This window comes from Novosphingobium sp. PhB57, assembly GCF_004342985.1.
GTDB lineage: Bacteria > Pseudomonadota > Alphaproteobacteria > Sphingomonadales > Sphingomonadaceae > Novosphingobium.
The window spans coordinates 119,766-145,231 of sequence record NZ_SMBO01000005.1 but is presented as its reverse complement, the minus strand read 5'-3'; the positions used below and the strand labels follow the sequence as shown (position 1 = coordinate 145,231).

The window sequence follows — 25,466 nt, the reverse complement described above, 5'->3', positions numbered from 1 at the left end:
AAAGAGGATCGCGCCTTGGGCGCTTCCTTTCTCCGGCACCTGCTCCCAGTACCTTGCGGTACTTTCCTCAACGCCTTTGCGGCGCACTCGATTGAACTGCGTATCGTCCTTGTCGCGCAATCGTCAGTTCGTTCTTGCCGGTCTTGGTAACCGGTGTCATTAGTTATTGCCGCAGGGACGCCACCCTGTCAAGAACGCTGTAACAAGCCTGGCAAGAACCGGATCAAACGGGAGAGAGCAGTGAAAGCAACGAGGCAGTTCGGCCGTCTTACCCTGGCCGCATCGGCCGCCATTCTGGCGATTTCGGCGGTCTCCCCCATGGCGATGGCGCAAGCGGCAGACCCTACGAAAGGCGGCGACGGCGGGCGAATCATCCGCGTCACCACGCTCGCCAAGGATGGCCCCGGATCGCTCAGGGCGGCGGTCGAGGCGAAAGGCAAACGCACCGTAGTGTTCGAGGTGGGCGGCGTGATCGACCTGGGGCGCACGGTGCTGGAAATCGATGAGCCCTATCTCACCATCGCCGGGCAGACGGCGCCTTCGCCGGGCGTGACGATCGTGCGCGGCGGGATCGACCTCAAGGGCCACGACGTGAAGATCAGCCATCTTCGCGTGATGACCGGGGTGGATGGCCAGCCCAAGCTCTCTGGCTGGGAGGCCGATGCCTTTTCCACCGTCGCCGCGCACAATGTGGTGATCGAGCATTGCAGCTTCTTCTGGGCGATCGACGAGAACATGTCGACGTCGGGTCCGCGCTTCAACGGCAAGACCGTGAAGGAATGGCGCGAGGCCACCAGCCACGACGTGCTGTTCCGCGAGAACCTGGCCGCGGAAGGGCTGGCCGACGCCAGCCATCCCAAGGGCGAGCATTCCAAGGGCTCGCTGGTGCACGACAACGCCACCGGCATCGTCTTCTACCGCAATGTCTGGGCGCACAACATGGAGCGCTCGCCGCTGGTGAAGGGCGGGGCGCAAGTGCTGATGGTCAACAACATGATCTACGATCCCGGCCACCGCGCGGTGCACTACAACCTGATGAACCTGGAATGGGCGGGCCATCCCTATGTGACCGGAGAGATCACGGCCGTCGGCAATGTCATGCGGGCGGGCAATTCCACCGCGCCGGGCTTGCCGTTCCTGACTCTGGGCGGCGACGGCGACCTCGCCTGGTTCAGCAAGGACAACATCAACGTCGATCGCTGGGGCAATCCCGCGCCGATGCTCGGCCGCTACGGCGTGACCAAGGCCAAAGTCATCGAAGCGCCGGCACCGCTCGCCAGCCTCGACGGCTACAAGGTCATGCCCGCCGCCGACCTCGAAACCGACCTGCTCGGCTCGGTCGGCGCCCGCCCGTGGGACCGCGCACCCGACGACATCCGCGTGCTGTTTTTCGTGGCCGAGGGCCGCGGCGAAGTGATCGACGACGAGAAAGTCGTCGGCGGTTATCCGCATCCGGCGCCGACCCAGGCCGCCTTCGTGGAGAAGGACTGGAATCTCGGCACGATGACGCCGAAGTCGGGCCTCTATCCCGGGCAGAAGGCCGGACCGCAGGAGAAGCTCTCCGCGCGAGACAGGGAAATGCGCGAAGGGGCGGCGAAGTGATCGCGGGGCTGCTGCTGATGGCGGCTTCCACTACCGGCGCCCCGGCTCCGGCCCCGCCTCCACCCTCGGCCCCGCCCATGGCCGTCATCGACGAAAAGGACACCGTGCGCGAGGAAGCCCCTCCGCACGGCGCCATCGGCATGAGCACGGCCTATCGCATTTCGGATGCCGTGCCCGCACCGCGCGCGATGGAGTTCCGCCGCCGGGTCTTGCACAAGGGCGCGGCCATCGGCGCGCATCCCATCGCGCACGATGAGGTCTATTACGTCCTGTCGGGCGAGGGCGAAGTGGTGTCGGACGGCCAGCGCGCGGTGCTGCGGCCGGGCATGACGGCCTATCTCTACAACGGCGCGGTCGTGGGCATCTGGCAGCGCGGCGAAGCACCGCTTTCGCTCGTCATCGCTTATCCCAACCCGCCCGTGGCTGCCGGAAAGTAAGGCGCCCCGAGGCATTTCTAGCGGGGCACCGGCTTTTTTCTCCACCCGGTCATGGGCTTGGAGAAAGGGCCGGCGCCCTGAAGTCAGCGAATTTCCAAGCGGACGGTCAGGCCTGGGGATTGACGCGGAGCAGGCCCTCCTGCGCGACGCTGGCGACCAGTTCGCCCGAGCGCGTGTAGATCGCGCCGCGGGCAAAGCCGCGGGCATGGCCGGACCAGGGGCTGTCCATGGCATAGAGCAGCCAGTCGTCGATCGGCGGGGTCTGGTGGAACCAGATCGCGTGGTCGAGGCTGGCGCCGGTCACGCCGGGCGAGAAGAACCCCAGCCCGTGCGGCATCAGCGCCGTGGAAACGAGCGCGAAGTCGCTGGCATAGGCCAGGAGCACCCGCTGCATCGTGTCATCGCTGCCGAGCGGCCGGGCCAGCCGGAACCATTCCTGGCGCTGGGGCAGATCGCCGCCGCGCACCGGGGGGCAGGGGCGGATGTCGAAGGCCGCGAGCCGGTCCAGCAGGAAAGACGGCAATTTCTGTCCGGCAGCGGCCAGGGCGTCCCGGAAATCCGGGCACTCGTCCGGCGCCGGGACGTCCGGCATGGGCACCGCGTGGGACAGTCCTTCCTCGGGCCGGTGGAAGGAAGCCGCCAGGTTGAGGATCGGCTTGCCGCCCTGCATGGCGACCACGCGGCGGTTGGAGAAGCTGCCACCGTCGAAGTCAGGCAGGACGCGGTAGATGATCGGGCGGGCGGAATCGCCGGCGCGCAGGAAATAGGCGTGGAGCGAGTGGGCCTGCCGCTCGGGATCGACGCCCCGCGCGGCGGCGGCCAGCGCCTGGGCCACGACCTGGCCGCCATAGACGCGGCCCATTTCCTCGGCCGAGGCGGCGCCTCGGAAGATGCCGGTATCGATCTCTTCCACGTCGAGCAGGTCGCGCAGTTCTTCCACGGCGCGGCGGGCGTCTTCACTCATGGCTGGTCTCCGGGCCGTTCTTCAGGCGGCGGGGCCGATGCCGGGCCGCTGCGGACTTCCACCGGCATGCCCTTGAGCCAGGCCAGCGACTGCCGCTCGATGGACAGCAGTTCTTCCAGTGTCTGTTCGATCGCGGTCTTCTGCTGGCGCAGTTCGTCAATACGGTCGGTGACCCGGGTCAGTAGCGCGCGGACCTGTTCGTGGTGCTCGGGATCGACGTCGTAGAGATCGAGGAATTCCTTGATCTCGCGGATCGAGAAGCCGAGCCGCTTGCCGCGCAGGATCAGCTGCATCCTGCCCATTTCGCGGCGCGAATAGATGCGGGTGGTGCCGACGCGCTGCGGGGCGATCAGGTCCTTGTCCTCATAGAAGCGCAAGGTGCGCATGGTCACGCCCAGTTCGGTGGCGGCTTCCTGGATGCCGAGCATGTCGCCGCCCGGCTCTCCCCCTTCCGGGTTCTCGCGCGGGGCTGCCGCCTGCGCGCCTGCTGCGGGGAGGGGCGCGCCGTTCGGAGTGAGTGCGGCTCCGGTGCCGCTCACGAATCCTGTCCCGAGGCGCGGCGCGCGGCCTCTTCCTCGACCAGCTCCTTCTTGGAGAGCTTGCCGACCAGCGTCTTGGGCAGGCTGTCGCGGAATTCGATCTGGCTTGGCATCTCGATCTTGTTGAGCCGTTCCTTGAGGAAGGCCATCAGGGTTTCCTGGTCCAGCGTATCGCCGGGATGGAGCGCCACGAAGGCCTTGGGCGCCTGCCCGCGATAGGTATCGGGAATGCCGATCACGATCGCCTCGTGCACCATCGGATGCTCGTAGAGCGCATCCTCGATCGTTCTCGGATAGACATTGTACCCCCCGCAGAGGATCATGTCCTTGATCCTGTCCACCAGGAACAGATAGCCGTCTTCGTCGAGATAGCCAACGTCTCCCGTGCGCAAGGCACCGTAGATGAAGGTCTTTTCCGATTCCTCGGGCCGGTTCCAGTAGCCGGACATGACTTGCGGGCCGCGCGCGCAGACTTCGCCGCGCTCGCCCTGGGGCATGACCTTATGCAGGTTGTCCGGATCGCGGATTTCCAGCACGGTTCCGGGGAAGGCCGGGCCGCAGGAATTGTTCTTCACGTCGCCTTCCAGCGGATTGCAGGCGATGATCGGCGAGGCTTCGGACAGGCCGTAGCCTTCCACCACGCGCACGCCGGTGCGCTGCTCGAACTTCTGGCGCACTTCCAGCGGCAGCGGCGCCCCGCCCGAGATGCAGACGCGCACCTGGTCGAACTCGCCGTGGAGCTGCTGGTTGTTGAGCGCGGTATAGAGCGTGGGAACCCCGAAGAACTGCGTCGGTCTGGTGCGCTTGGCGGTGGCCAGGAACGACTTCATCTCGAAACGCGGCAGCAGGATCATCTCGGCGGCGGTGTCCACCGAGTAGTTGAGCACCGTGGTCAGCGCGAAGACGTGGAACAACGGCAGGACGCCCAGCGTGCGCTCCTGCGTCTCCGGCATGTGGCCGACATGGGCGATCATCTGTGCCGAATTGGCGGCGAGGTTCGCGTGGCTGAGCATCGCGCCCTTGGGCACGCCGGTGGTGCCGCCAGTATATTGCAGCACGGCAAGGTCCGAGGGCGAGCGTTCGACGGGATCGGGATCGGCGTCGCGCGCGATCAGGTCCGCAAAGCGCAGGAAACGCAAGTCGTGCGGCTCACGCGCGATGTCCTTGCGCTTGAGCAGGCGATAGGCGCGGCCCTTCAGCTTGGGCAGGGCATCGGCGATCGGGCAGACGATCACGCGGCGCAGCGCGCCTTTTCCGACCAGCGGCTCGATCTTGGGAAGCGAGAGCGCAAGGTCGGAGGCGACGATGAATTCCGCGCCGGAATCGTCGACCAGATGCGCCATCTCGCGCTCGGTGTAGAGCGGGTTGAAGTTCACCACGATCCCGCCGATGCGCAGGATCGCGAAGTAGCAGATCACGTAGTAGGGCGTATTGGGCAGGCACAGGCCCACCCGCGTCCCCCGCTTGACGCCGAGGTCCTGCAACCCCCGCGCCGCGCGGCGGGACAGGTCGCCGATCTCCTTGTAGGTCCACTTGCGGCCCATGAAGTCGATCGCCGGCCAGGCGCCGTGAGCTTCCACGGCATGGTCGAGCAGGTCGGTGAGCAACCGCGGCGCGATCGGCGGCATCTCTTCCGGAAGTTGGGAGGAGGTCTCCGGGGCGGAGTGTCCGCCGATCGTCGCCGCGGCTCCCATCAGAAGGCCACCCGCGCGCCGAGCGAGAAGACCATGGCGTAAGCATCCTGGAGGCTGCCGTTGGTGATCACCGGGGTCTGTGCCGCCGTGCCCGGATAGGCCGCGGTGATGCGGTCGATCGGCGCGTCCTTGAACGTGATGTACGAGGCGGCCGCGTCGATCGCGATCTTCTCGCTCATGTTCCAGGTGGTGCCGGCCGAGAAGTTCCAGCGGTTGCTGTCAGGCACGCGGGCATCGCGGTCGCCGCTGCTGGTCGGCGTCTCGCCGTACTGGATGCCGCCGCGCACGGTCCACTTCGGATTGACGTCGTAGTCCATGCCGAAGGCGTAGGAGAAGCCGTCCTTGTAGTTCTCGGGGATCTGCTGGTTGATCGGGGCGCCGAGATCGATGGTGTCGAACTTGCTCCAGCCGAAGGCCACGACTTGCGCGTTCAGCGTCAGCTGCTTGGTGGCGTGGATGCGGCCGGACATGATCGCCTGCCACGGGGTGGTGAATTCGGCCGTGGCGTCGAGCGTCCGGTTCTGCGCGGCAAGCGGGCCGAGCAGGCCGTCGATGGTCAGCGAGCCGTCGAGCTTGTGCTTGATGGCCGACTTGTAGGCGACGCCGATCGAGGCGGGGCCGTTATGGTACTGGGCGCCGACCGACCAGCCCACGTCCCAGCCGCTGCCCTTGAGCTGCTGATGGCCGTCCGCCAGCAGCGGCGAGAGGTTGGGCAGGTAGTTGCCGAGGGTGGCGTCGACATGTTCGACGTTGGCAGCCGCGCCGATATAGAGGCCTTCGACCGGCTGGAAGGCGACGCTGGGCTGGATGTCGATCGTGCGCAGCTTGGTCTTGTCCGCGGAATAGCGGGCCCAGCTGTCGGCATCGTAATTGGTGGTGAAGGAATAAGGCGAGGTCACCGTCAGGCCGAAGGCGAACTTGCCGGTGCCGTAGGCGATCGAGCCGGAGGGCAGCACGCCGTTGTCGATGGGGTTTTTGGCCAGGCCATTGCCGCCGACCGGGGCAGGTGCCTGCCCGGGGCGGACGATCACGGTACCGTCGTCCACCACTTTGCCGCGCGGCAGGATGACGCTGGCGTGGACCGAAGCCTGGCCGCCTTCGAGTCCGCCGATCGCAGCCGGGTTCCACCACAGCGAGTCGACGCCGGTATCGGCGGCCTCACCCGAGAAGGCGCGGCCCTGTGCGCGTACCGACTGTTCCTGAAGGTAGAAGGCCTGTGCATGGGCGGCGCCGGCAAAGCCGAACACGATGGCCGATGCGGTGCCCGCGAGAAGAATGCGGCCCGAAGTGCGTTTCATATCCTTGAACTCCCTTAATTCTCTTATGCCCTGAACCTTCGTGTACCCGGTGCGCCTCAGGGGATGCGCGTCCAGGTCTGGGTCTTGCACAAGGGCCAGACGATGCAGCCCTTGAGCTTGAGGCTATTGGCCCCCGAAGGCGTTATCGTCGCCTTGTAGGTGCCGCCGTCCTCAGGATTGTAGATCTGTCCTTCGACCCATTCGTTCCCTTTGGCCTTGAAACCACCGACAATTTGCAGGCCCTTGATCTTGCGGCCACGCTGCGCGGTGTCCTTATTGTTCACGTCGCGCAGGTCGGGGTTGGTCTTCAGGCCGTCCGAATCGACGAGCCGGCCGCAGACCGATTCGCCGCAGCGGCTGAGTTCGACGACCCCGTGCTTGGATGGTGTGCGCCACTTGCCGACGACGGAGTCGCCGCCGGCCGCCAATGCCGGATTCGCGCCGGGAATTGCGATCAGGGCCGCGGCAACAAATGCCAGCCCCGCAGGTTTCCACTGTTTCATGAGCGACCTCTCCATCGTCTCCAACCGGACATCTTCTCACCGGCGGGACGGGGCCCTTACGGTGGGATGTTGATTTGTCGTAACCGATAATTTGCTTGACGTATAGGGAAAGAATTGCACCCTTAGGGAAGAAGACGACGCAGCCTGGGGAAGAGCCCTCGGCGCGTCGGCCCACGGAGAGAGTGCATGCAAAGTGTCGTGATCGCGGGTTACGCCCGCTCGCCCTTCCACTTGGCCAACAAGGGCGCGCTGGCGCGGGTCCGTCCGGACGACCTTGCCGCCCAGGTGATTCGCGGCCTCATCGCCAAGACCGGCGTGGAAGCTGCCGATATCGAAGACGTCATCGTCGGCTGCGCGTTCCCCGAGGGCGAGCAGGGCTTCAACGTCGCGCGCCTGATCGGCCTGCTGGCGGACCTGCCGATCTCGGTGGGCGGCATGACTGTGAACCGTTTCTGCGGCTCGTCGATGAGCTCGATTCACTACGCCATGGGCCAGATCGCCATCGGCGCGGGCGAAGTCTTCGTCTGCGCGGGCGTCGAATCGATGAGCCGCGTGCCGATGATGGGCTTCAACCCGCTGCCCAATCCGGAGCTGGCGAAGAAGAGCGCCGCCTACATGTCGATGGGCGAAACCGCCGAAAACGTCGCCACCAAGTACCAGATTCCCCGCGCCGATCAGGAAGCGCTGGCTGTTTCCAGCCAACAGAAGGCCGCCGCCGCGCGTGACGCCGGCAAGCTGACCGACGAGATCGTGCCGATCCAGACCAAGGGCGGCGTGGTGAGCGAAGACGGCACCATTCGCGGCGAAACCACCGCGGAGGGCCTTGCCGGTCTGAAGCCCGCGTTCGATGCGGCAGGGTCGGTGACTGCCGGCACCTCCTCGCCGCTGACCGATGGCGCCAGCGCCGTGCTCGTCACCACCGAGGAATATGCCCGCGCCCACGGCTTGCCGATCCTCGCCCGCATCAAATCGGTCGCGGTGTCGGGCTGCGCGCCGGAAACCATGGGCCTCGGCCCGATCCTCTCCAGCCAGAAGGCGCTTGAGCGTGCCGGTATCTCGGCGGGCGATCTCGACGTGGTCGAACTGAACGAGGCCTTCGCTTCGCAGGCGCTGGCTTGCATCAAGGACCTTGGCCTCGACGTGGCCAAGGTGAACATCGACGGCGGCGCCATCGCCATCGGCCACCCGCTGGGCGCCACCGGCGCGCGCATCGTCGGCAAGGCGGCCTCGCTGCTGAAGCGCGAAGGCGGCAAGTACGCGCTCGCCAGCCAGTGCATCGGCGGCGGTCAGGGCATCGCCACGATCCTGGAGTCGGTGGAATGAGCGACAACAACATCAAAAAGGTCTGCGTGATCGGCGCTGGCACCATGGGTGCCGGGATCGCCGCCCAGGTCGCCAATGCGGGCGTGCCGGTGCTGCTGCTCGACATCGTTCCCAAGGATGCGACCAATCGCAATGTCGTCGCCGAGGGCGCCGTGGCGAAGATGCTCAAGACCGAGCCTGCGCCGTTCATGAGCAAGTCCGCCGCCAAGCTAGTCGAGACCGGCAATATCGAAGACCACCTCGACAAAGTTGCCGAATGCGACTGGGTGATCGAGGCGGTGATCGAGCGTCTCGACATCAAGCAGGGCCTCTACGCCAAGCTGGAAGCGGTGAAGCGCGACGGCACCGCCGTTTCGTCCAACACCTCGACGATCCCGCTCGCCAATCTAGTGGAAGGGCGTTCGGACGCGTTCAAACGCGACTTCCTGATCACCCACTTCTTCAACCCGCCGCGCTACATGCGCCTGCTGGAAATCGTCACCGGCCCGGCAACCGACGCTGCCGTCGCCGCGACGGTCGAGCAGTTCGCCGACGTTTCCATGGGCAAGACGGTGGTCAGGGCCAAGGATACCCCGGGCTTCATCGCCAACCGCATCGGCACCTACTGGATCCAGCTTGGCCTCAACGCCGCGTTCGACATGGGAATCACCATCGAACTGGCCGATGCCATCGCGGGCAAGCCGATGGGCGTGCCGAAGACCGGTATCTTCGGTCTTGTCGATCTGGTCGGCATCGACCTCATGCCGCACTTGCAGGCCAGCCTCACCTCGACGCTGCCCGCAGGGGACCTCTACCACGGCATCGCCCGCGACATTCCGCTGATCAACAAGATGATCGGCGAGGGCTATACCGGCCGCAAGGGCAAGGGCGGCTTCTATCGCCTCAACAAAGAAGCCGGTCGCCGCAAGGAAACCATCGACTTTCAGACCGGCGAATACCGTCCCACCATCACCGCACAGGGACCGCGAGGCGCCGCCTCGAAGGGTGACCTCAAGGCACTCGTCGAAAACAAGGGCGACATCGGTGCCTACGCCTGGGCCGTGCTGGGCGATACGCTGGCCTATGCCGCCAGCCTCGTGCCCGATGCCGCCTCGGACGTGGTTGCCGTCGATGACGCGATGAAGCTGGGTTACAACTGGAAGGCCGGCCCCTTCGAGATGATCGACAAGCTGGGCGCCAAGTACCTCGCCGATCGCCTTGCCGCCGAAGGCAAGGCCGTGCCCGCGATCCTGACCGTGGCGGGCGACCGCACGTTCTACCGGATCGAGAACGGCAAGCGCCAGTTCCTGGGCCTCGATGGCGAATACCGCGACATCGTCCGCCCCGAAGGCGTGATGCGCCTGGCCGACGTGAAGCTTTCGTCCAAGCCGATCATCCGCAATGCCTCGGCCGCGCTTTGGGACATCGGCGACGGCGTCGTCTGCCTTGAATTCACCGGCAAGATGAACGCGCTCGACGGCGAAGTCATGAAGCTGATCGGGCAGGCCATCCCGCTGGTGGCGGCGCAATACAAGGCGCTGGTGGTCTACAACGATGCCGACACCTTCTCGGCAGGAGCCAACTTGGGCCTCGCGCTTTTCGCGGTGAACATCGCGGCCTGGGGCGAGATCGAGAAGCTCGTGGCGGGCGGACAGCTGGCTTACAAGGGCCTGAAGTACGCGCCGTTCCCGGTGGTCGGCGCACCGGCGGGCCTCGCGCTCGGCGGTGGGTGCGAGATCCTGCTCCACTGCGACGCGATCCAGGCCCATGCCGAACTCTACTGCGGCCTTGTGGAATGCGGCGTCGGCCTCGTTCCCGGCTGGGGCGGCAATGGCGAGATGATCGACCGCTGGCGCAATGCCCCCGGCATGCCGAAGGGCCCGATGCCGGCCGTGGCCAAGGTGTTCGAGATGGTCTCGACCGCGCAAGTCTCAAAGTCTGCCCAGCAGGCGCGCGAGATGATGATCCTGCGGGGGGGCGACGGCATTTCGATGAACCGCGACCGCCTGCTGCATGACGCCAAGCAGAAGGCTCTGTCGCTGGTCGAGGGCTATACCCCACCCGAGGCGCCCGAGTTCAAGCTGCCCGGTGCCGGTGGCCGCACCGCACTCGGCCTTGCTGTCGAAGGCTTCCACAAGCGCGGCATGGCGACCGACTACGACGTGGTCGTCTCGGGCATTCTGGCCGACGTGTTGACCGGCGGCGAGTTCGACCTCGTCGACACCGTGAGCGAGGGCGAACTGCTCAAGCTGGAGCGCGATGCCTTCATGGGCCGCCTGCGCGACGACCGCTCGGTCGCCCGCGTCGAGCACATGCTCGAAACCGGCAAGCCGCTGCGTAACTGAACCAAAGGAAAACCGGGCCGAGAGCGTGACCTGCCACCCCATCCTCCTTTCCTCGTTCCTTCCCTCGTCATTGCGAGCGGCGAAGCCGCGCGGCAATCCAGGGGCGTCGCAAACCGCCCTGGATTGCTTCGCTTCGCTCGCAATGACGAAGTGCGGGATGCGACAGGAAGCGGGACGGGTTAGTGCGAGTTCATCTCTCGACCTGCGAGGAGAGTGACATGCAAGTCTACGAAGCGCCTTTGCGCGACATGAAGTTCGTGCTCCACGAACTCCACACCGACGATGGCTTCGGCAATCTCGAAGCCCTGGCCGAATTCACCCCCGACCTTGTCGACGCGGTGCTGGAAGAAGCCGCGAAGGTGGCGCAGGAAGTCCTGCTGCCGCTGAACCGCAGCGGTGATATCGAGGGCTGCACGCTGGAAAACGGCGTGGTCCGCACCCCCAAGGGCTTCAAGGAAGCCTACGACATGTTCCGCGAAGGCGGCTGGTGCGCGCTGGCGTCCGATCCCGAATGGGGCGGGCAGGGGCTTCCCGAAGCGCTGAACAAGCTGACCGAGGAGATGATCTGCTCCGCCAACCTGTCGTTCAGCCTCTATCCCGGCCTCACCCACGGTGCGACCACCGCGATCGAGGGCTATGCCAGCGACGAACTGAAGCAGGCCTACCTGCCCAAGATGGTCGAAGGCACCTGGTCGGGCACGATGTGCCTTACCGAACCGCATTGCGGCACGGACCTTGGCATGCTGCGCACCAAGGCGGTGCCGCAGGGTGATGACAGCTACAAGATCTCCGGCGCGAAGATCTTCATTTCGGCGGGCGAGCACGACCTGACCGAGAACATCATCCACCTCGTCCTCGCCCGGCTTCCCGATGCGCCGGAAGGCGTGAAGGGCATCAGCCTGTTCCTGGTGCCGAAGTACCTGCCCAAGGAAGACGGCACGCCGGGCCCGTCCAACGGCGTTTCGGTCGCCGCGATCGAACACAAGATGGGCCTCAAGGCCTCGGCCACCTGCCAGCTCAACTTCGACGATTCGATCGGCTGGCTGGTCGGCAGCGCGAACAAGGGCATGGAAGCCATGTTCAAGATGATGAACACCGAGCGCGTTTCGGTGGGCATCCAGGGCCTTGGCGTGGGTGAAGCGGCCTATCAGTCGGCCGTGTGGTACGCCAAGGACCGCGTGCAGGGCCGCTCGCTGTCGGGCGTGAAGAATCCCAAGGGTCCGGCCGATCCGATCATCGTCCACCCCGACGTGCGCCGCATGCTGATGACCGCCCGCGCCTACAACGAAGGCAGCCGCGCTGTCGGCGCCTGGGTCAGCCGCGCGCTCGATGCCGAAAAGCACGCGACCGATCCGGCCGTGAAGGCCCGCGCGGAAGACTTCATCGCGCTAATGACCCCGGTGGTGAAGGCGCTCTTCACCGATTGCGGCTATGAAAGCGCCAATCTGGCCGTGCAGGTCTATGGCGGTCACGGCTACATCGCCGAAAGCGGCGTGGAGCAGTTCGTGCGCGATGCCCGCATCGCCATGATCTACGAAGGCACCAACGGCATCCAGGCGCTCGACCTTGTCGGCCGCAAGATGCCCGCGCATGCCGGCCGCTATCTGCGCTCGTTCTTCCATCCCGTCTCGGACTTCATCGAGGCGAACAAGGCGGACGAGACCTTCGGCAAGATGATCGAGGGGCTGGAAAAGGCCTTCGGCGCGCTTCAGCTTTCGACCGGAACGATTGCCCAGAAGGGCATGAAGGATCCCGAGGAAGCCGGCGCCGCCGCGACCGACTATCTGCGCCTGATCGGCCTTGTCGCCGTAGGCTACACGTTTGCCAAGGCGGCGCTGATCGCCAAGGCCAAGCTTGACCAGGGCACCGAGGACACGGCGTTCTACACCGCCAAGATTGGCACCGCACGGTTCTTCTTCGACCGTCTGCTGCCGCAGGCGACCGCCGCGTTCCTGGCGATCAAGTCGGGCAAGGCCTCGATGATGGCGCTGGACGTGGATATGTTCTGAGGCTGGGGCCTACTCGCCCCACCCCACCCTCGTCATTGCGAGGAGGCGAAGCGGACGAAGCAATCCAGAGCGGCACAGCGCTGCTTCTGGATTGCTTCGTCAGCCGCAGATAATCTCGAACAGATCGTCCCACAGCGGATTCTCCGTCTCGATCAGTGTGGTCTTCCGTTTCCGCGAGCCGCCCTTGAGCTGCTTTTCGCGCAGGATGGCGTGTTCCATGGTGGAATGCACTTCGAACCACACAAGGTGCTTGCAGCCGTAGCGCTTGGAAAACCCGTCGATGACGCCCTCGCGGTGCTGGAATGCGCGTTGGCGTAAGTTGGATGTTACGCCCACGTAAAGAGTGCCGTTGCGGGCGCTGGCGACGATGTAGACTGCGGGTTGGAAGTCGCGCTTCATCGCTCTGGATTGCTTCGTCGCTTCGCTCCTCGCAATGACGAAGGGAGTTATAATTCTGTCATAGCGCTATTTGGGGCGTGCCACGCTCACGTCACGCCACGCCACGCCCAACCGCAACCCAAACCTACCCTACCCTACCCTCAGCCTTCGTCATTGCGCGCGTAGCGAAGCAATCCAGAGCGGCCCACCCCGCCGCCCGATCCTCACGCAGCCCCGACCCAAACCACCCAGCCCACCAGCCAAGCCGCGACCACGCAGGCGATCAGCCGCCACACCGGCGCTTTCACCATGCCGGTCGTGCCGGCAGGCATCGCGCGTGAGCCGGTCACCATGGCCCCGATCAGCCGGTCCCGCTTCACCACGCGGTAATAGAGGATCGCGCCCAGATGCAGCACGATCATCGCCAGGATCAGATAGAACACCACGCCATGCAGCTCCGTCATCCGGCTGGCGGTGGAGGAGGACACCAGGTGATTGAGCGGCCCGGTGGTGCCGTCGTCGGGGTCACCGGAGAAAAGGCCCAGCGTGACCTGCAGGGCCATGAGGCCGAGCATCGCCAGCACACTCCAGCCGCCCGCCGGGTTGTGGCCGGGGGTGGGTTCGTGAGCGCCCGACCGCAAATGCGCCAGCACCGCGCCCGGCCCTCGCACGAAGCCCGAAAACCGCGCGGTAGAACTTCCCACGAAGCCCCAGAGCACGCGGATCACCAGAAGCTGCATCAGCACCGTGCCGATGCTGGTGTGCCAGCCCATCTCGCCGTTTTCGGCCGTCCACCAGAGCGCCGGAATCAGTGCCGCGAAGCTCCAGTGGATCACGCGGACGGGCCAGTCCCACAGGTGGGTGCGGACATCTGCCGCACCCTCGTGGCTGTTCACTGCTTCTTCTCGCGGAAGTTCTCGTGGCATCCCTTGCAGGCGCCGCCGATCTCACCCATCGCCATCTGGGCGCCTGCGGCATCCTTGGCGTCGGCTGCGATCTTGAGCTTGCCGGCAGCGGCGGCCAGCTTGTCGGCCGCGGCCGTGAATTCGGCGGGCTTGTCCCAGATGGCGGGGAGGGCCTGGGTCTTCTCGCCCGATTCCTTGCCGCTGCCCTTGGGGAACAGACCGACGATCTTGCCCGCGTCCGTCTGGATCGAGGTGGCCGAAGCAGAGACGGCCGCGAAGTCCGGCGCGGAATCTTCCAAGGCTTCCTTGGCGGCCTTGTTGGCCTTGGCGATGGCCTTGAAATTGGCCTCTCGCGCTTCGATGGTGTCGGAAACCTTGACCGGGGCGCCGGAAGCGTCGGTCGTGGTCGCGGCCGGTTCCGAGCCCTTGCAGCCGGTCACGGCGGCTGCAAGGGCAAAGGCGGCTAGGGTGGTCGTCACGAATGTCTTCGATGCCATGTCGCTGCTCCTGGCAGTTATCTTTGAGCGGGAGGCCGTACTTTGCTTGCCCGTCGGCCCTGGTCCCAAGCGCTTGATAACCGCTGTTGTTGCTTTGCAGCGAATGGTTTTTCGCGCTTACCCGAAAACCACCCCGTCCATCAGCTTGCGCGCGGTGCGAAGGAGGGCGGCGCTCGTAACGGCGCCGCCCTCGTCCGTGTCGAGGACACAGGACATCTCGCCGGTCGGATGCTCGACCGACAGTGTCTTGCGGCGACCCTCGGGGATCTCAGCGACTTCAGCGGCGGGCGAGCCTTCGATCAGGCAAGCGGTCGCCACCGAGACCGCGCCGAGCACGCCGATGGTGGCATGGGCGCGGTGGGGAATGAAGCTGCGCACGGTTACCGCGCCGCCATGCTTGGGCGGGGCGACCAGCATCATCTTGGGGACCGACTTGTCCTTCACGTCGCCGAGGTTCATCCGCTCGCCCACGGCCAGGCGGATGGCCTCGATCTTCGCCTTCAGCTCGCTATTGGCGTCCAGGCTCTCGCGGTCCTCGTAGCCGGTGATCCCGACGTCCTCGGCCTTCATGACCACGCAGGGCATGCCGTTGTCGATCAAGGTCACGCGCACGCCGTTCACTTTGTCGGCCGCGTTGCCGGTGGGCAGCAGCGCGCCGCAGGAGGAGCCGGCGGTGTCGCGGAATTCCAGCGGGATCGGCGCATGAGTGCCCGGCACGCCGTCGATCGCGGCCTCGCCCTTGTATGAAACCACGCCGCCCGGCGTCTGCACGGTGGCGACGGCGACCTGGCCGGTGTTTTCCATGAAGATGGCGACGTTCGTCTCATCGCCTTTCGCCTCGATCAGCCCGCGCTCGATGGCGAAGGGGCCGATCCCGGCGAGGATATTGCCGCAGTTCTGCTGGTCGCTGACAAGCGCCTGGTCGACGAAAACCTGCAAGAACAGGTAGTCCACGTCGATGCCCTCGCGGTCGGATTTGCTGACGACGGCGACCTTGCTGGTCAGCGGATCGGCGCCGCCCATGCCGTCGATCTGGCGCGGGTCGGGCGATCCCATGATGGAGAGAAGGAAAGCGTCGCGCGCCGCGGCATCGGCGGGGAGGTCGCTCTTGAGGAAATAGCCGCCCTTGGAAGTGCCGCCGCGCATCCACATGCAGCGTACGCCTGCTTGGTCGGCTTGGATGGCACTCATGGCATTTCTCCTTTTCCCGCAGTCGGCCTCCTGCCGGAGCAGCGGGGCAGGGGGAAAGAGAAACTTTGGACCTGCCATAGGATTTGGCTAAGAGTGCCTCCATGGACATCTGGAACTTCAACCTTCGCCACTTGCGTGCAGTCGCCAAGATTGCCGAATTGGGGACGGTGAACGCGGCCGCACTGGCCGTGAACCTCAGTCAGCCCGCGATAACACAGGCGTTGGGACGACTCGAGGCGATGATCGGCCTGCCTTTGTTCGAGCGCCGTCACGACGGCATGATTCCCACGCGCGCCGGAGAGATCCTGGCGCCGCGCATCGGCGCGGCGCTGTCCCATATCCAGAGCCCGCACGTCACCATGTCGCGCCTGCGGGCCCTGCTCGCGCTGGCCGAGACGGGCAGCTATGCCGGGGCCGGGCAGGAAACCGGGCTGTCGCTTCCCTCGATCCACCGCGCGGTCAACGATCTCGCCTTGGCGCTGCGCCGCCCGCTGGTGGCGCGGCAGGGCAAGTTCGTCATCACCACCGAGGCGGGCACCCAGCTCGCCCGCGAATTCCGCCTCGCCAAAGTCGAGCTGGAGGCGGGGCTGTCCGAAGTCGAAGCGCTGCGCGGGCTGGAGACGCGGCGCATCGCCATCGGCGCCATGCCGCTCTCGCGCGCCCGCATCCTCCCGGCCGCCGTGGCGCGGTTCCTGGCGCGGCGGCCCCGGGTGAAGCTCACCATCGTCGAAGGCTCGCGCGCCGAGCTGGTGGAGCCGCTGCGCAACGGCACGCTGGACCTCATGGTGGGCGCGCTGCGCGATCCGCTGGTGGAAGGCGATCTGGTGCAGCATCCGCTCTTCGAGGACCGGCCGGCGGTCTATGGCCGCAAGGGGCACCCGCTGGAAGGTACCGATCCCGGCGCGGCCGAGGTGGCCAGCTACCCCTTCACCCTGCCGCCGCGCGGAACGCCGCTGCGCGACAGTTTCGAGCGCTATTTTCGCGAACACGATGTGGCGCTTCCGGACGTGCCGGTCGAATCGGGCTCCGTCATGATGATCCGTCAGGTGATGATGGGCGGCGATTTCCTCACCGTGCTCTCGCCCGATCAGGTCACGGTCGAAGTGGAGGCGGGCTGGCTTTGCGCATTATCGCGGCTTCCGGCTGAATTTACCCGCCATATCGGTATGACCACCCGCGCGTCGCTGCGGCCGACCGAGGTGCAGAGCGAGTTCTTCGCCGACCTGGAGTGGGCGGCGAAGGAGGTTTCGCGGTAGAGGGCGCGAGCACGGCATGACGCGCTTATTGCACTGAGCTTATAGCTTCCGGGTGGTTCCGATTGGCGGCTTCCGGGCAATCGGGCCAGACTGGCAGCATGAACAGGTCCATTGCCCTTATCGGGTTCGGAGAGGCCGGATCGACGTTTGCGGGAGCTGGGGACTGGGCCGGACAGGCTCGTGCCTTCGATATCCTTCCCGAACGCCGCGACGTCATGACCGAACTCGGCATCACCGTTTGCGACAGTGCCGCCGAAGCGCTTGAGGGCGCCGAACTGGTGTTGTCGCTCGTCACCGCTGACGGCGCGCCGAAAGTGGCCGAGGCCGTCGCGCCCCTGCTGGGCGAGGGCGCGCTGTTCTGCGACATGAACTCGGTGGCGCCGGGCACCAAGCGCGCCGCCGCCAAGGCCATCGCCAAGGGCAAGGGGCGTTACGTGGACGTGGCCGTGCTCGCCCCCGTAAACCCCGCGCGCATGAAGGTGCCGCTGCTGGTGGCCGGGCCTGACGCCGCCGAGACGCAGGCCGCGCTGGAGGCGGTGGGCTTCACCCATGTCCGCACCGTGGGCGCCGATGTCGGCCGCGCTTCGGCGATCAAGTTGGTGCGCTCGGTCATGGTGAAGGGGCTTGAGGCGCTGACCGCCGAGATGATGATGGCCGCCCATGCAGAGGGCGTGGCGGACGAAGTGCTTGCCTCGCTCGACGCCAGCGAGAAGGCCATTTCCTGGACGGAGCGGGCGGACTACAATCTCGACCGCATGCTGGTCCACGGCCGCCGCCGCGCCGCCGAGATGGACGAAGCCGCGGAAATGCTGCGTTCGCTGGGCATTCCGCCGCTGATGACCGAAAATACCGTCGCCTGGCAGCAGGCGCTGGGCGTGCTTGGCATCGTGCCGCCGCCCGAAGGATTCGAAGCCAAGCTTGCGGCAGCTGTCGCGGCGGGCGTACTCAAGGGAGAGAATTGAGCATGTCGCTCATCATCGACTGTCACGGTCACTATACCGTCCTGCCCAAGGCGCACGACGCTTGGCGCGAGGCGCAGATCGCCGCTTTCAAAGCCGGTGAAGAAGCGCCGCCGTACCCCGAGATTTCCGATGCGGAGATCCGCCAGACCATCGAGGACAACCAGCTTCGCCTTATCAAGGAGCGCGGCGCCGATCTTACCGTGTTCAGCCCGCGCGCCAGCGCGATGGCGCACCATGTTGGCGATTCTGCGGTTTCCGAGGCCTGGGCGGTCCACTGCAACAATCTTATCGCCCGCGTGGTGAACATGTTCCCCGAGACGTTCGTGGGCGTGTGCATGCTGCCGCAGAGCCCCAAGGCGGACCTTTCCGCCTCGGTGAAGGAGCTGCGCCGCTGCGTCGAGGAACTGGGCTTCATCGGTTGCAACCTCAATCCCGATCCGGGCGGCGGCCACTTCGAGCATCCGCCGCTGACCGACGAATACTGGTTCCCGATCTACGAGGCGATGAGCGAGCTGGACGTTCCGGCGATGATCCACGTCTCGGGTTCGTGCAACCCGGCGATGCACGCCACCGGCGGCTTCTACATCGCGGCGGATACCGTGGCCTTCATGCAGCTGATGCAGGGCGACCTCTTCGCGAAGTTCCCCAAGCTGCGCTTCATCATTCCGCATGGCGGCGGCGCGGTGCCGTACCACTGGGGTCGCTATCGCGGGTTGGCGGACATGCTGAAGAAGCCTTCGCTCGACGAATACATCATGAACAACGTGTTCTTCGATACCTGCGTCTACCACCAGCCGGGCGTGAACCTGCTGGCCGACGTGATCGACAACAAGAACATCCTGTTCGGTTCCGAAATGGTCGGCGCGGTGCGCGGGATCGACCCGCAGACCGGCTTCTACTTCGACGATACCAAGCGCTATGTCGACGCGCTCGACATCTCGGACGAGGAGCGCCACGCGATCTTCGAAGGCAATGTGCGCAAGGTCTTCCCGCGCCTTGACGCCAAGCTGAAGGAACGCGGCCTGTGACGGACAAGATCACCGACATCCACGCCTATCTCGGCGAGTTCGACGATATTCCGGGCACGCGCGTCTACACGGCGAAGCGTGCGCGTCAGGGCTATCACCTGAACCAGTTCGCGATGAGCCTGATGAAGGCGGAAAACCGCGAGCGCTGGAAGGCCGACGAGCGCGCCTATCTCGACGAATGGCCGATGACCGAGGACCAGAAGCTGGCCGTGCTCGCGCGCGACTACAACCGCCTGCTGGATCTGGGCGGCAACATCTATTTCCTCGCCAAGGTCTTCTCGACCGATGGCCTGAGCTTCCTTCAGGCCGTCTCGACGATGACCGGCATGTCGGTTGAGGATTATCAGGCGATGATGATCGCCGGCGGCCGTTCGCCCGAGGGCGTGCGGTCGATCAAGGAGCACCGCTAAGATGGCCCGCATTACGCACGGCATCGCCTGTAGCCACATCCCGGCGCTCGGCGTCGCCAGCGACTTCGACAAGTGGGAAGATCCCTACTGGAAGCCGATCCAGGAAGGCTTCGCACCCACGCAGGCGTGGGAAGCGGAGAACCTGCCGGACGTCGTGATCCTGGTCTACAACGACCACGCTTCAGCCTTCGACATGAAGATCATCCCGACCTTCGCGATCGGCTGCGGCGAAAGCTACAAGCCTGCGGACGAGGGCTGGGGCCCGCGCGCGGTGCCCGACGTGGAAGGCCATCCAGACCTTGCCTGGCACATCGCGCAGAGCCTGATCCTCGACGAGTTCGACATGACCATCATCAACGAGATGGACGTCGACCACGGCCTTACCGTTCCGCTGTCGATGATGTTCGGAAAGCCCGCCAAGTGGCCGGTGAAGGTGATCCCGCTGGCGGTCAACGTCGTCACTTATCCGCCGCCGTCGGGCAACCGCTGCTGGGCGCTGGGCGAGGCGATCGCGCGTGCCGTGGAAAGCTTCGATGAAGACCTGAACGTGCAGGTCTGGGGCACTGGCGGCATGAGCCACCAGCTTCAGGGCCCGCGCGCGGGCCTCATCAACCGCGAGTGGGACCAGATGTTCCTCGACAAGCTGTCGGGCGACACGCAGGAACTACGGTGCATTCCGCATATCGAATACCTGCGCGAAACCGGCAGCGAAGGCATCGAGATGGTGATGTGGCTGATCATGCGCGGCGCATTGGGCAAGGAAACGCGCGAACTGCGCCGCTTCTACCACGTGCCCGCCAGCAACACGGCCGTCGGCCATATCGTGCTGGAGCCGGTGAACGGCGATGTTCCGCCCTCGACCACCGTCGAAGGCAACAATGCCGAAGCTCAAAACCTGATCGACTGACTGATTCCGCGTGCCGGTGGTTGACGCCGGCACGCCCTTTGTCTTTGACAGACACCCCAAGGAGATTCCCATGCGTATTGCCCTCGTAGGCGCCGGCGCTTTCGGTGAAAAGCACCTCGACGGCCTCAAGAACATCGACGGCGTAGAGATCGCCTCGGTCATCAGCCGCTCGGCCGAACAGGCTGCCGAAGTGGCCGTCAAGTACGGCGCGCCGCACTCCGGCACCGATCTGGCCGAAGTGCTGGCCATGCCGGACGTCGATGCCGTGATCCTGTGCACCCCCACGCAGATGCACGCCGAACAGGCCATCGCCTGCATGAACGCGGGCAAGCACGTGCAGGTCGAAATTCCGCTGTCGGACAGCTGGGCCGATGCCGAGGCGGTCGTCGCCAAGCAGAAGGAAACCGGGCTGGTCTGCATGGTCGGCCACACCCGCCGCTTCAATCCTTCGCACCAGTACGTGCATGGCAAGATCACCGCGGGTGAGTTCAACGTCCAGCAGATGGACGTGCAGACCTACTTCTTCCGCCGCAAGAACATGAACGCCAAGGGCCAGCCGCGCTCCTGGACGGACCACCTGCTGTGGCACCACGCCGCGCACACGATCGACCTGTTCGCCTACCAGTCGGGCAAGATCGTCGCCGCCAACGCGCTGCAGGGCCCGAAGCACCCCGAACTGGGCATCGCCATGGACATGTCGATCCAGCTGAAGGCGGAAACCGGCGCGATCTGCACGCTCTCGCTCTCGTTCAACAACAATGGCCCGCTCGGCACGTTCTTCCGCTACATCGGCGACAGCGAGACCTACATCGCGCGTTACGACGATCTGGTGAACGGCCGTGAAGAGCCGATCGACCTCACCGGCGTCACCGTGTCGAACAATGGCATCGAGCTGCAGGACCGCGAATTCGTGGCTGCCATCCGCGAAGGGCGTGAGCCCAATTCGTCGGTCGGCAAGGTGCTCGATTGCTACCGCGTGATCGGCGAACTGGCCGAGAGCCTCGAAGCGCAGGACGGCTGGTCCTGATGACAAAACGCCTCCTCGCGGGCCGTCCGGTCCACTCCGTCGGTCTCGGCTGCATGAATGTGGCCTGGGCCTACGGCAATCCGCCGTCTCGCGAGGAGGCGGTCGCCCTGTTCCGCCATGCGCTGGATGCGGGCTGCGATCACTTCGACACCGCCAACATCTACGGCATGGGGCTGAGCGAGGAGATCCTTGGCGAAGCGATCATGGACCGCCGGGACGAATTCCTGTTGGCCTCCAAGACCGGCATCCTGATCGACGGCGCCCGCCGCGGGATCGATTGCGCGCCAGACAGCATCACCGCCTCGCTCGACGCCAGCCTGAAGCGGCTGGGCACCGATCACATCGACCTGTTCTACATGCACCGCTTCGACCCGAAGGTGCCGATCTCCGACTCGGTGGGCGCCATGGTGCGGGCGATCGAGGCGGGCAAGATCGGCGCCTATGGCGTGTCCGAATGGTCCGCCGCGCATATCCGCGAGGCGCATGCCGTGCATCCGGTGGCGGCGGTGCAAACCGAATATTCGCTCTGGACCCGTAATGTGGAACTCGGCGTGATGGACGCCACGCGCGCACTCGGGATCGCGCTCGTCGCCTTCTCGCCGGTCGCGCGCGGGGCACTGGGCGGTGAACTGACCGATGTGAACACGCTCACCGAGAAGGACCTGCGCCGCAATTTCCCGCGCTTTGTGGGCGAGAACTGGGCGCACAACCTGGCGCTGATCGAGGAATTCAACGCGCTGGCCGCTTCGGTCCAGGCAACCCCGGCGCAGCTCGCGCTCGCCTGGGTGCTGGCGCAGGGCGAGCACGTCCACGCAATTCCGGGCACCCGATCGATCCCGCATTTCGACCAGAACGATGCCGCCGCCGATCTCGCGATCGACGCCGCCGTTCTGGAAAAGGCGGGCGAGCTGATGAACCAGCAGACCATTGCCGGCCATCGCTACCCGGACACGATCAAGCCCAGCATCGATACCGAGGACTACGTCTGACCCGCTTCTGCGGCGCGGGGTAAGCCTCCGCCGCATCCGGGTATAAGGAACCATGCGTTCCGGGGGCGGTTCTGACGGCATGGACAATGCCGCCGAAACCGCCCCCAAGTCCGACTCGGCCCAATTTGGCTCCGACGACGAGCGCGACCTCTCGCACGACGATCCCGAGCGGCAGGAAACCGACCGCGACATAGAGCAGGACGAATCCGGCCTGACCGGCCACGAGCGCGGCCAGATCAAGGACAACTTGCGGCTTTCCGCAATCACCGTCTTCTCGGTGATCCGCCGTGAGGGCGAAGAGGAACTGCACCGCCCGGCGATGTCGCTATGGTTTTCGGGGATCGCCGCCGGGATCGGCATTTCCACCTCTGTCTTCGCGCAGGGCCTGCTGCATCACGCTTATGCGGACCACCCGCAGCGCGAGCTGATCGCCGCTTTCGGCTATGCCATGGGCTTCGTGCTGGTGGTGCTCTCGCGCCTCCAGCTCTTCACCGAGAACACCCTGACGGCGGTGCTGCCGCTGCTCGCCAGCCCGAACCTGGAGCGCCTCTGGCGCACCGGGCGGCTCTGGGCGATCGTGCTGGCGGCCAATCTCCTGGGCACGTTCCTGACCGCGCTGCTGGTCGACATCTTCGCCGATCCCGCCCATCCCACCGTGGCGGGCATGCTCGACGTCTCCCGCAAGGCCGCCGAGGCACAGGGCTGGACGGCGCTGCTGGACGGCGTACCGGCCGGCTTCTTCATCGCGGCATTCGTGTGGATGCTGCCCAGTTCCAAGGGCTTCGAGATCTTCGTGGTCGCCCTGTTCGCCTGGCTGATCTCGGCCGGCGGCTTCGCGCATGTCGTGGCGGGGTCGACCGAGATGTTCCTGCTGGTGCTTCACGGAGAGCTGCCGATCCTGGACGCTTTCACCTTGCATCTGGCGCCCACGCTGCTGGGCAATGTGATCGGCGGCACCGGCCTTTTCGCGCTGCTGGCCTTCGGACAGATCAAGGCGGAGATTTGACCCGTTCCAATCCGGCAGGGGGGATGACCGCGGCCGGCCGCCCGGCTAGAAAACGCGTATGAACGGTGCAGAGACGATCAGGGTCCGGCGCAGTGCCTATGGCGCGCGGATGCCCGCGGAAAACCCCGCGGGAGAGGCTTTCGCGATCCCCGTGGAAGCGCCGGTAGCGATAGAGACCAACGGCATCGCTTACGCAGTGATGATGGCGACCCCGCTGCAGATCGAGGATTTCGTGACCGGTTTCCTCATGGCCGAAGGGTTGGCCGCCGCCGATGAAGTGGGCGAGGTGGCCGTTCACGCGGTGGAGAACGGGGACTGGGGCGCCGGCTACGTCGCCCGCGTGAACCTGCCGCCGGAACGGCTGGGCCTGATCGTCGAGCGGGCGCGGCGCCGCGTGGGAGACAGCTCCTGCGGCATCTGCGGCATCGAGGGTGTGGAAGCGGCCCTGCGGCCCCTGCCGCTGCTGACCCGGCGCAGCCGGGCGGGGGCCCCGGCGATCCGGCGCGGGCTCGATGCCTTGCGCGCTGGCCAGGTGTTGGGGCGCGAAACCCACGCCACCCATGCGGCCGCCTTCTGCGACGAGGCGGGCAATGTCATCGCGCTGCGCGAGGACGTGGGCCGCCACAATGCGCTCGACAAGCTGGTGGGCGCGCTTGCGCGTGCAGGGGTCGATCCGGCGCAGGGCTTCATTATCGTCACCTCGCGCTGCTCCTACGAACTGGTGGAGAAGACGGCGCGCGCCGGTTGTCCGCTGCTGGTGGCGATCTCCGCCCCCACGGATCTGGCCGTCCGCCGGGCGCGGGCGGCGGGGCTCAGGCTCTGCTTCGTGGCGCGGGACGATACGATGCTGATGATGCCGGACGGCGCGGAGACCGACGAAGGGGCCACCCCGCTCGTCGAACCGTAAAGCGACGCCTTCCTGTTTTGCTTGCAGTATTCGCCGGCAATCCTAGATTCGTTGGCCAGGACACATTTCTTGAAGGACGGGGATTTTCTTTCATGGCGACGACGACCGATCAGGCAGTTGGGGGTGAGTTGAAGCTGACGCCTCCCGATCCGGTGCCCGTGGTCCAGCCCGAGAAGGCGGCCGGTCTCGTGCCCGTGGGGGATGAGCAGAAGTCCAAGCTGCAGGTCCGGGTGGACGAGTTCGTGGCCGATCTCGTGTCGCAGGACGTGAACTCGCCCGAATTCGGCCGCCGTGTCGACCAGATCACCAGCATGGGCCGCAAGGAGATTTCCGAGGCTTCGGGCCAGTCCAACCGTTTCCTCGACCGCCCGGTGCGCGCGATGGACAAGGACGCCGGTGTCGGCGCCGACCTTGCCGAACTGCGCCGCACGGTGGAAGACCTTGACCCCTCCACCAAGGGCGACCTGCTCTCGCGCCGGAAGATCTTCGGGATCATCCCGATGGGCAACAAGCTGCGCAACTATTTCGACGGCTACCAGAGCGCGCAGGGCCACATCGGTGCGATCCTCGCCCGCCTGCAGGGCGGCAAGGACGAGCTGCTGATGGACAACGCCTCCATCGACGTGGAGCGCCAGAACCTCTGGGCAGCGATGGGCAAGCTCGAACAGATGATCTTCATGTCGAAGGCGCTGGACGAGACGCTGGAACAGAAGGCCGCCGATCTCGACCATGTCGATCCCGCCAAGGCCAAGGCCGTGCGCGAGAGCGCACTGTTCTACGTGCGCCAGCGCACGCAGGACCTGCTGACGCAGATGGCCGTCTCGGTGCAGGGCTACCTCGCGCTCGATCTGGTGAAGAAGAACAATGTCGAGCTGATCAAGGGCGTCGACCGCGCGTCCACCACCACCGTCGGCGCGCTGCGCACCGCCGTCACGGTGGCGCAGGCGATGGCCAACCAGAAGCTGGTGCTGGACCAGATCACCGCGCTCAACACCACGACCGCGCGGATCATCGACGGCACCGGCCAGATGCTGAAGGACAACACCGCGCGCATCCACGAGCAGGCGGCGAACGCCACGATCCCCCTGGAGACGCTCAGCCGCGCCTTCCAGAACATCTACGACACGATGGATTCGATCGACACCTTCAAGATTCAGGCGCTCGATTCCATGAAGCAGACCGTGCAGTCGCTGGAGGGTGAGGTCACCAAGTCCAAGGCCTATATCGCCCGCGCGCAAGGCCAGGCCGAAGGCACGGCGCTGGGCAGCGACAAGACGGCGAAGGCCATGCTTGAGGCGCTCGACTGACAG

At 65.7% G+C, this 25,466-nt stretch carries 24 protein-coding genes; 15 read left to right on the top strand and 9 right to left on the bottom strand.

The window, feature by feature from the left end:
- The first annotated feature begins 318 nt into the window (after window positions 1-318).
- Together EDF58_RS16080 and EDF58_RS16075 are read left to right on the top strand one after the other, a co-directional pair.
- A complete protein-coding gene (locus EDF58_RS16080) occupies window positions 319-1,602 on the top strand; it encodes a pectate lyase (protein ID WP_132267884.1) in 1,284 nt (427 codons plus the stop codon).
- A gap of 17 nt (window positions 1,603-1,619) precedes the next feature.
- Window positions 1,620-2,039: a cupin domain-containing protein gene (locus EDF58_RS16075; RefSeq protein WP_132267882.1), complete on the top strand. Its 420-nt coding sequence runs from the start codon at window positions 1,620-1,622 to the stop codon at window positions 2,037-2,039.
- 106 nt (window positions 2,040-2,145) lie between these two features.
- On the opposite strand, the gene EDF58_RS16070 is transcribed toward EDF58_RS16075, so the two are convergent.
- The 5 genes from EDF58_RS16070 to EDF58_RS16050 form a co-directional block, all read right to left on the bottom strand.
- On the bottom strand, window positions 2,146-3,003 hold the full coding sequence (locus EDF58_RS16070) for an acyl-CoA thioesterase II (RefSeq protein WP_132267415.1): 858 nt from the start codon (window positions 3,001-3,003) through the stop codon (window positions 2,146-2,148).
- A complete protein-coding gene (locus EDF58_RS16065) occupies window positions 3,000-3,431 on the bottom strand; it encodes a MerR family DNA-binding transcriptional regulator (protein WP_132267880.1) in 432 nt (143 codons plus the stop codon). The genes EDF58_RS16070 and EDF58_RS16065 overlap by 4 nt, the downstream gene beginning before the upstream one ends.
- Before the next feature lie 107 nt (window positions 3,432-3,538).
- The gene (locus EDF58_RS16060; RefSeq protein ID WP_132267414.1) at window positions 3,539-5,236 is read right to left on the bottom strand and encodes a long-chain fatty acid--CoA ligase; all 1,698 of its coding nucleotides are present in this window, start codon (window positions 5,234-5,236) and stop codon (window positions 3,539-3,541) included.
- Window positions 5,236-6,534 (bottom strand): outer membrane protein transport protein, encoded by a 1,299-nt coding sequence (locus EDF58_RS16055; RefSeq protein WP_132267412.1) that lies wholly within the window; start codon window positions 6,532-6,534, stop codon window positions 5,236-5,238. Before EDF58_RS16055 ends, EDF58_RS16060 begins: the two co-directional genes overlap by 1 nt.
- Before the next feature lie 56 nt (window positions 6,535-6,590).
- Complete coding sequence (locus tag EDF58_RS16050; protein WP_243654337.1) at window positions 6,591-7,052, bottom strand: DUF2147 domain-containing protein; 462 nt, start codon at window positions 7,050-7,052, stop codon at window positions 6,591-6,593.
- Between the two features lie 171 nt (window positions 7,053-7,223).
- Between EDF58_RS16050 and EDF58_RS16045 the strand changes: the two genes are divergently transcribed.
- The 3 genes from EDF58_RS16045 (at window position 7,224) to EDF58_RS16035 (ending at window position 12,693) form a co-directional block, all read left to right on the top strand.
- Window positions 7,224-8,360, top strand: coding sequence for a thiolase family protein (locus tag EDF58_RS16045; protein ID WP_132267410.1), 1,137 nt, complete (start codon window positions 7,224-7,226; stop codon window positions 8,358-8,360).
- Window positions 8,357-10,684 (top strand): 3-hydroxyacyl-CoA dehydrogenase/enoyl-CoA hydratase family protein, encoded by a 2,328-nt coding sequence (locus tag EDF58_RS16040; RefSeq protein WP_132267409.1) that lies wholly within the window; start codon window positions 8,357-8,359, stop codon window positions 10,682-10,684. Before EDF58_RS16045 ends, EDF58_RS16040 begins: the two co-directional genes overlap by 4 nt.
- A gap of 218 nt (window positions 10,685-10,902) precedes the next feature.
- Complete coding sequence (locus EDF58_RS16035; protein ID WP_132267407.1) at window positions 10,903-12,693, top strand: acyl-CoA dehydrogenase C-terminal domain-containing protein; 1,791 nt, start codon at window positions 10,903-10,905, stop codon at window positions 12,691-12,693.
- Window positions 12,694-12,792: 99 nt separating this feature from the next.
- Here EDF58_RS16035 and EDF58_RS16030 read toward each other — a convergent pair whose 3' ends face one another.
- The 4 genes from EDF58_RS16030 to EDF58_RS16015 all read right to left on the bottom strand — a co-directional run bounded on the left by EDF58_RS16030 (window position 12,793) and on the right by EDF58_RS16015 (window position 15,664).
- The gene (locus tag EDF58_RS16030; RefSeq protein ID WP_132267405.1) at window positions 12,793-13,092 is read right to left on the bottom strand and encodes a GIY-YIG nuclease family protein; all 300 of its coding nucleotides are present in this window, start codon (window positions 13,090-13,092) and stop codon (window positions 12,793-12,795) included.
- A 203-nt stretch (window positions 13,093-13,295) separates the two neighbouring features.
- Window positions 13,296-13,967, bottom strand: coding sequence for a cytochrome b/b6 domain-containing protein (locus EDF58_RS16025; protein WP_243654305.1), 672 nt, complete (start codon window positions 13,965-13,967; stop codon window positions 13,296-13,298).
- Window positions 13,964-14,473 (bottom strand): cytochrome c, encoded by a 510-nt coding sequence (locus EDF58_RS16020; RefSeq protein WP_132267401.1) that lies wholly within the window; start codon window positions 14,471-14,473, stop codon window positions 13,964-13,966. The genes EDF58_RS16025 and EDF58_RS16020 overlap by 4 nt, the downstream gene beginning before the upstream one ends.
- Window positions 14,474-14,590: 117 nt before the next feature.
- The gene (locus EDF58_RS16015) at window positions 14,591-15,664 is read right to left on the bottom strand and encodes a 4-oxalomesaconate tautomerase (RefSeq protein WP_165921450.1); all 1,074 of its coding nucleotides are present in this window, start codon (window positions 15,662-15,664) and stop codon (window positions 14,591-14,593) included.
- Between the two features lie 101 nt (window positions 15,665-15,765).
- On the opposite strand from EDF58_RS16015, the gene EDF58_RS16010 reads away from it, so the two are divergent.
- The 10 genes from EDF58_RS16010 (at window position 15,766) to EDF58_RS15965 (ending at window position 25,463) form a co-directional block, all read left to right on the top strand.
- On the top strand, window positions 15,766-16,920 hold the full coding sequence (locus tag EDF58_RS16010; RefSeq protein ID WP_132267400.1) for a LysR family transcriptional regulator: 1,155 nt from the start codon (window positions 15,766-15,768) through the stop codon (window positions 16,918-16,920).
- Window positions 16,921-17,018: 98 nt separating this feature from the next.
- Complete coding sequence (locus EDF58_RS16005) at window positions 17,019-17,882, top strand: NAD(P)-dependent oxidoreductase (protein WP_132267398.1); 864 nt, start codon at window positions 17,019-17,021, stop codon at window positions 17,880-17,882.
- A gap of 2 nt (window positions 17,883-17,884) precedes the next feature.
- The gene (locus EDF58_RS16000) at window positions 17,885-18,910 is read left to right on the top strand and encodes an amidohydrolase family protein (RefSeq protein ID WP_132267397.1); all 1,026 of its coding nucleotides are present in this window, start codon (window positions 17,885-17,887) and stop codon (window positions 18,908-18,910) included.
- Complete coding sequence (gene ligA / locus EDF58_RS15995; protein WP_243654304.1) at window positions 18,907-19,320, top strand: protocatechuate 4,5-dioxygenase subunit alpha; 414 nt, start codon at window positions 18,907-18,909, stop codon at window positions 19,318-19,320. Before EDF58_RS16000 ends, ligA begins: the two co-directional genes overlap by 4 nt.
- 1 nt (window position 19,321) lies before the next feature.
- A complete protein-coding gene (locus EDF58_RS15990; RefSeq protein WP_132267395.1) occupies window positions 19,322-20,227 on the top strand; it encodes a class III extradiol dioxygenase subunit beta in 906 nt (301 codons plus the stop codon).
- Window positions 20,228-20,297: 70 nt separating this feature from the next.
- The gene (locus tag EDF58_RS15985) at window positions 20,298-21,254 is read left to right on the top strand and encodes a Gfo/Idh/MocA family oxidoreductase (protein ID WP_132267394.1); all 957 of its coding nucleotides are present in this window, start codon (window positions 20,298-20,300) and stop codon (window positions 21,252-21,254) included.
- Window positions 21,254-22,243, top strand: coding sequence for an aldo/keto reductase (locus EDF58_RS15980; protein WP_132267392.1), 990 nt, complete (start codon window positions 21,254-21,256; stop codon window positions 22,241-22,243). Before EDF58_RS15985 ends, EDF58_RS15980 begins: the two co-directional genes overlap by 1 nt.
- 52 nt (window positions 22,244-22,295) lie before the next feature.
- On the top strand, window positions 22,296-23,249 hold the full coding sequence (locus tag EDF58_RS15975) for a formate/nitrite transporter family protein (RefSeq protein ID WP_243654303.1): 954 nt from the start codon (window positions 22,296-22,298) through the stop codon (window positions 23,247-23,249).
- 109 nt (window positions 23,250-23,358) lie between these two features.
- Complete coding sequence (fdhD, locus tag EDF58_RS15970; RefSeq protein ID WP_132267872.1) at window positions 23,359-24,156, top strand: formate dehydrogenase accessory sulfurtransferase FdhD; 798 nt, start codon at window positions 23,359-23,361, stop codon at window positions 24,154-24,156.
- A 92-nt stretch (window positions 24,157-24,248) separates the two neighbouring features.
- Window positions 24,249-25,463 carry a toxic anion resistance protein gene (locus tag EDF58_RS15965; RefSeq protein ID WP_132267390.1) on the top strand — a complete coding sequence of 405 codons (1,215 nt, stop codon included), beginning with the start codon at window positions 24,249-24,251 and terminating at the stop codon, window positions 25,461-25,463.
- Window positions 25,464-25,466 lie beyond the last annotated feature (3 nt).